The sequence below is a fragment of the Mycobacterium sp. genome (assembly GCF_050701675.1).
GTDB lineage: Bacteria > Actinomycetota > Actinomycetes > Mycobacteriales > Mycobacteriaceae > Mycobacterium.
Window position 1 is genome coordinate 1 of record NZ_JBOGDD010000699.1, and the last position, 5,029, is coordinate 5,029.

5 protein-coding genes are annotated in these 5,029 nt (G+C 67.5%); 3 read left to right on the forward strand and 2 right to left on the reverse strand.

Annotated elements, in window-relative coordinates; all coding sequences use genetic code 11:
• Positions 1 to 873 (forward strand): TauD/TfdA dioxygenase family protein (locus ACRDUX_RS21480; protein WP_526416287.1); only part of this gene is annotated, 873 nt, incomplete at its 5' end.
• A gap of 25 nt (positions 874 to 898) precedes the next feature.
• Here the strand turns inward: ACRDUX_RS21480 and ACRDUX_RS21485 are convergent.
• Positions 899 to 2,149, reverse strand: coding sequence for a COG4705 family protein (locus tag ACRDUX_RS21485; protein ID WP_526416289.1), 1,251 nt, complete (start codon positions 2,147 to 2,149; stop codon positions 899 to 901).
• A 123-nt stretch (positions 2,150 to 2,272) separates the two neighbouring features.
• Between ACRDUX_RS21485 and ACRDUX_RS21490 the strand changes: the two genes are divergently transcribed.
• Together ACRDUX_RS21490 and ACRDUX_RS21495 are read left to right on the forward strand one after the other, a co-directional pair.
• Positions 2,273 to 2,944, forward strand: a complete 672-nt coding sequence (locus ACRDUX_RS21490) for a phosphatase PAP2 family protein (RefSeq protein ID WP_526416291.1) — start codon at positions 2,273 to 2,275, stop codon at positions 2,942 to 2,944.
• A gap of 86 nt (positions 2,945 to 3,030) precedes the next feature.
• Positions 3,031 to 4,428, forward strand: a complete 1,398-nt coding sequence (locus tag ACRDUX_RS21495) for a sensor histidine kinase (protein WP_526416293.1) — start codon at positions 3,031 to 3,033, stop codon at positions 4,426 to 4,428.
• Here the strand turns inward: ACRDUX_RS21495 and ACRDUX_RS21500 are convergent.
• On the reverse strand, positions 4,389 to 5,027 hold the full coding sequence (locus tag ACRDUX_RS21500) for a response regulator transcription factor (protein WP_526416295.1): 639 nt from the start codon (positions 5,025 to 5,027) through the stop codon (positions 4,389 to 4,391). The two genes, ACRDUX_RS21495 and ACRDUX_RS21500, sit on opposite strands and share 40 nt — an antisense overlap.
• Positions 5,028 to 5,029: the final 2 nt, after the last annotated feature.

The window sequence follows — 5,029 nt, forward strand, 5'->3', positions numbered from 1 at the left end:
GGGCCGTTCACGCACCTGACCGCCGAGCGTGACCGACTGCGCGCCCTGAGGTGGCGGAACTTCGAGGCCCGTCAGGTGGGGGCGACCGTCGGCGCCGAGATCAGCGGCGTTGACCTCACCGGGCCGCTGGCCGACGACGTCATCGACGAACTTCGCCGGGCCCTTCACGACTACAAGGTGATCTTCTTCCGGGACCAGGCACTGACCCCTGCCGGGCAGGTCGCCTTCGCCCGACGGTTCGGGGAGCTCGAGACCCACCCCGTGATTCCCGGCAACTCCGACGAGCCGGAACTGGCGCGCTTCGAGAAGGGAGCAGCCGTCGGGGGATACGAGAACCAGTGGCACCACGACGTCACCTGGCGGGCGCTTCCGTCGATGGGGACGGTCCTGCACTCGGTCACCGCCCCGCCCCTCGGCGGCGACACGTTGTTCGCCGACATGTACGCGGCCTACGACGCCCTCGACGACGACACCAAGGCCGCCATCGAAAACCTCGACGCCGTCCACGATTTCACCCGCGCCTTCGGTCGGTTCATGCCGCAAGAGAGGCTCGAGCAGATGCAGTCCGAGTTCCCGCCGGTACGCCACCCCGTGGTGTGCACGCACGCCGGCACCGGGCGACGGCACCTGTACGTCAACCGGATCTTCGTCAGCCACCTCGAGGGCATGGACCCGGACGAGAGCACACGCCTGCTCGACCGGCTCTGCCGACAGGCTGACTACCCCGAACACCAATGCCGATTCCAGTGGACGACGAACGCGGTCGCGTTCTGGGACAACCGGGCCGTTCAGCACTACGCCAGCAGCGACTACTGGCCCCAGACGCGGATCATGCAACGGGCATCGATCGTGGGTCCGCGGCCGGCGCGCTAGCGGCGTCACCGCCCGGCGGCGGGTTTCACCGAAGCGCGGTCAACAGGTCGTCGAGGGCGTGCTTCTCGGTCGCGGGGTTGGGATTGCCGTCCCGGAGCGCGGTGAGGACGGCGTCGATCCGGCCGTCGACGGCGATCCAGGTGGCGTCGTCCATGGGCTGAAGCTTGGATTGGCCGTCGTCCCACGCGGTTTCGAGGTCCTTGACCCTGGACGTCGCACCTGTCTGGTCGCCGGCGTTGACCTTGGCGAGCGTGTCCTGCGTGATCGTGCGGAAGTTCGCGACGTCCGCCGCCGGGAAGTGCGCGGCCACCTGTCCTGGGACGAGGGGTGCGCTCACGACCGGAGTTCCGGACTCCGCCTCGGTCGACGGGGCCGTATGCGGCTGCGCATTAGCCCCGGTGAGCAGCGCGCCTGCGGCGACCGCGACGACAGCGAAGTAGCCAAGCATGGCCCGTTCGCGCCCAGCGCGCGATCTCGGCTGCGGGGACAGCGTTGGTCCTTCGATGACGTCGGCCCGGGTGAGCGACAGGTAGACGACGATGGCGAGGATCGCGGCGAGGAAGATCACGCTGGTGACGGCCGTGCCGAGACCCAAGCCGCTTTCAGCCTTGGGCAACCCAAGCCAGTCACCGAGATTTGCACCGAGCGGGCGAGTCAGAACGTAGGCGAGCCAGAAGGACAGCACCGCGTTGGCGCCAAGGCGCCAGCCGATCGCGATCGCCACGATGAGGCCGGCCGGTAGAAGCACCGCGATGCCGGGCGCCCAGCCGGTGAGCTCCAGTGTCCAGTCGCCTGCCGCCGTCCCCAGCGCGAACGTGACGAGAATTGCAAGCCAGTAGAACGACTCTCGCGGCATGGTCACGATGCTGTGGATCGACAGTGTCCCCTCACGGGCGAACCACACGCCGAACACCACGGCGAGGATGGCCGCGAAGACAGCCGTACTCAGCACCAGCGGAACGCCAAGGCCGTCCGTCAGGATGTCGGTGTAGAGAGTGCCCGTCACGCTCAGGACGACCACCGTCAGCCAGTAGACGAACGGCACGTAGCGGTCCAGGCTCAGCTGCCAGCCCAGTACGGCTGCGAGCACCACCGTGAAGATCAGCGCGGTGGGGATCAGGCCGACGCCGAGTGTCATGTTGATCCAGTCGGCGAAGCTCTCGCCGACGGTCGTGCAGAGGATCTTGATGACCCAGAACCACACCGTGATCTCGGGCACCTTGCTCAGCATCACGCGCGGGGACTTCACTGCCGCAGCTTCCGGTGTCTCGCTCATGACGCCGGAACGTATTGGCGGGTCGCTGAAGGCACGCTGAGAGATTCTGTCGGCCAACTGATCCAGCGCTGGGCCGGGCCCGCTCTCAGCTCCGTCTCAGCGAGGTTGCGGAAGCTTGTTGGCATGAGGATCTGGTGGGTGTTCGCGCTGCTGGCCGGCTTTGCCGGGTTGGGCGTGGTCGCTCACGGTGCCAAGCACGGGACGGCCCTCGATCACGACGTTCTCGGCTGGATGGTCGATCACCGCCAGACCTGGTTGACGACGATCGCCATCGCGATCACCAACGCAGGCAGCCCGGTGGCGATGGGTGGGTTGGCCGCGATCGCGGCGGCCGTCCTCTGGTGGCGGCGCCGCTCGCTCATTCCAGGTCTGATCGTCGTGTCGACTCTGGCCGTCGCCGCCGGATCGAGCGCGTTGACGAAGGGCGTGGTCGGGGCCCAACGCCCGTCGCGGGCAACCCAATTGGTGCTGGAGATCGACCCATCCTTCCCGTCTGGACACGTCACGGGAACTCTGGCACTCACCGGCATGGTCGCGGTGATACTGGGGCGCGGCCGATCGGTGGGAACTCGCGTCGCGTTGGTGGCGGCCGTCGTCGTGCTCACGACGGTCGTCGCACTCACCCGGCTGTACCTGGGTGTGCATTGGCTGACCGACATCGGGGGCGGGATCCTGCTGGGCGCCGCCGCGACGCTCCTCGGGGCGCTGGCGCTGCCAACGACCACGGTCGCACGCACCGGCGTCGGCGAGGATCGGAACGGGTCGCCTGCGACCGTGGCTCCCCGGGTGGCATGATCCGCACAGTCGCACCGCGACGGATACCCACGGCCGAGACGGGGAGGGGCCATGCGGATCAGGCTCTTGGAGCGCTCTTGCCGCGGATGAGACAGCCTCGGACCTGGTGGAGACCCCAGTACTGGGGGATCTCGGCCCGATCGGCCTTCGTGTCGGCGACGGTGGTGCTCGTCGCGTTCGTGATCGCGGGCGCGGGTCTCGCGGTCATCCTGTACCGCTCGCTGCTCGGCGGCGTCGACGACGCCGCCGCAGGGCGCGTCAAGGACATCGTGGCCGCGTTGCGGTACGACACCGCGGCGGAACTCGATGGCGCACTTACGACAACCGATCAGCGAATCGTCATGGTGCAGGTGATCGACCAGGCCGGCGTCGTGGTTCAGCGGTCGCAGACCGCACCGAACACGCCGCTGGTGGCGCCGGACACCGTCGGCGCCAGGCTGGTGGTTGGGCTGCCCGAGCAGGTCCCGGTCGACGACGGAGACATACGCATCAGCGGTCAGACCGTTGGTGGAGCAGGCGGCAGCTACACGGTTCTGGTCGGCGCGGGAAGCGAGGCGGTCGAGTCGACGGTCAAGACGGTCCTGGTGCTGCTGGCGGGTGCCGCACCGATCGTCACGGCGGTGTCGGCCATCGTCACGTATCTGTTGGTGGCGCGCTCACTTCGATCGGTCGACGCGATCCGGACGAGGGTCGCCGACATCAGCACCTCCGATCTCGCCGAGCGCGTCCCGGTTCCGGCCAGCCACGACGAGATCTCCGCGCTGGCCGTGACGATGAACGAGATGTTGGCTCGCATCGAGGCGGGCCACGATGCACAGCGGCGGTTCGTCGGCGATGCCTCCCACGAGCTGCGCAGCCCGGTTGCGGCGATCCTCTCCGCTCTCGACGTCGCGGCCGCTCACCCTGATCTCCTCAACCAAGAGCTGGCGGATTCGACCCTGCGGCCGGAGGCACGGCGGATGGAGTCCCTCGTCGAGGATCTGCTGCTTCTGGCACGTGCCGACGAACGTGGACTCACTTTGCGGCGCAGGGACGTCGACCTCGACGATGTCGCATCCAACGAGATCGTGCGGTTGCTCAGAGAGACGACGTCGACCATCGACGCGGATCTGGCGCCGACGCGCCTGGTGGGCGATCCGGGTGGACTGTCGCGGGTCGTGCGCAACCTGCTCGAGAACGCGGCCAGGCACGCCACCTCGCGAGTCGAACTGAGGGTCGGGTCGCAAGCCGGTTACGCGATCCTGACGGTGGGCGACGACGGGCCGGGAATTCCCGAGGCGGATCGGATTCGCGTGTTCGACAGGTTCGTCCGACTCGACGCCGATCGGGCTCGCAGCGGCGGCGGCACCGGACTCGGTTTGGCCATTGTCTCCGAAGTCGTTGCCGCACACGGTGGTAGCGTCACGATAGGTGATCGCCCTGGTGGTGGTGCGCTGGTGCGGGTTCAGTTGCCGCTGGAGTACTCACCGGAGTCCAAGCGGTAACCCGCACCGCGGATCGTCTGAATCGTGTTGGTACCGAAGGGTGCGTCAATCTTGCGGCGCACGTATCCGACGTAGACTTCGACGACGTTGTCCGGTCCCGAGTAGTGGGCGTCCCACACGTGCTGCAGCATGTCGTTCTTCGTGACGACGGCGTCCTTGTGTCGCATCAGGTACTCCAGGACGCCGTATTCGCGCGGGGTCAGCTCGATCGGTGTCGAATCACGCTCTACCACACGACGTGTGGGGTCGAGGGTCAGTGTGCCCGCAGTCAGTATGACCGGGCGCTGGGGAGCGCCGCGACGCAGCAGTGCGCGCAACCTAGCGAGTAGCACGATGAAGGCGACCGGCTTGCTCAGGTAGTCATCGGCGCCCAGATCGAACGCGTCGGCCTGGTCGTAATCGCCGTCCTTGGCGGTCAGCATCAGGATGGGCGTCCACACTTCGGCCGCGCGCAGCTTCCGCAATACCTCGTAACCGTTCAGGCCCGGCAACATGATGTCCAGCACGATGACGTCGTACTGGTGTTCGGTGGCCTCCCACAGTCCGTCGACGCCGTTGGAGGCATGGACGACGACGAAGCCCTCGGCTCGCAAGCCCATGG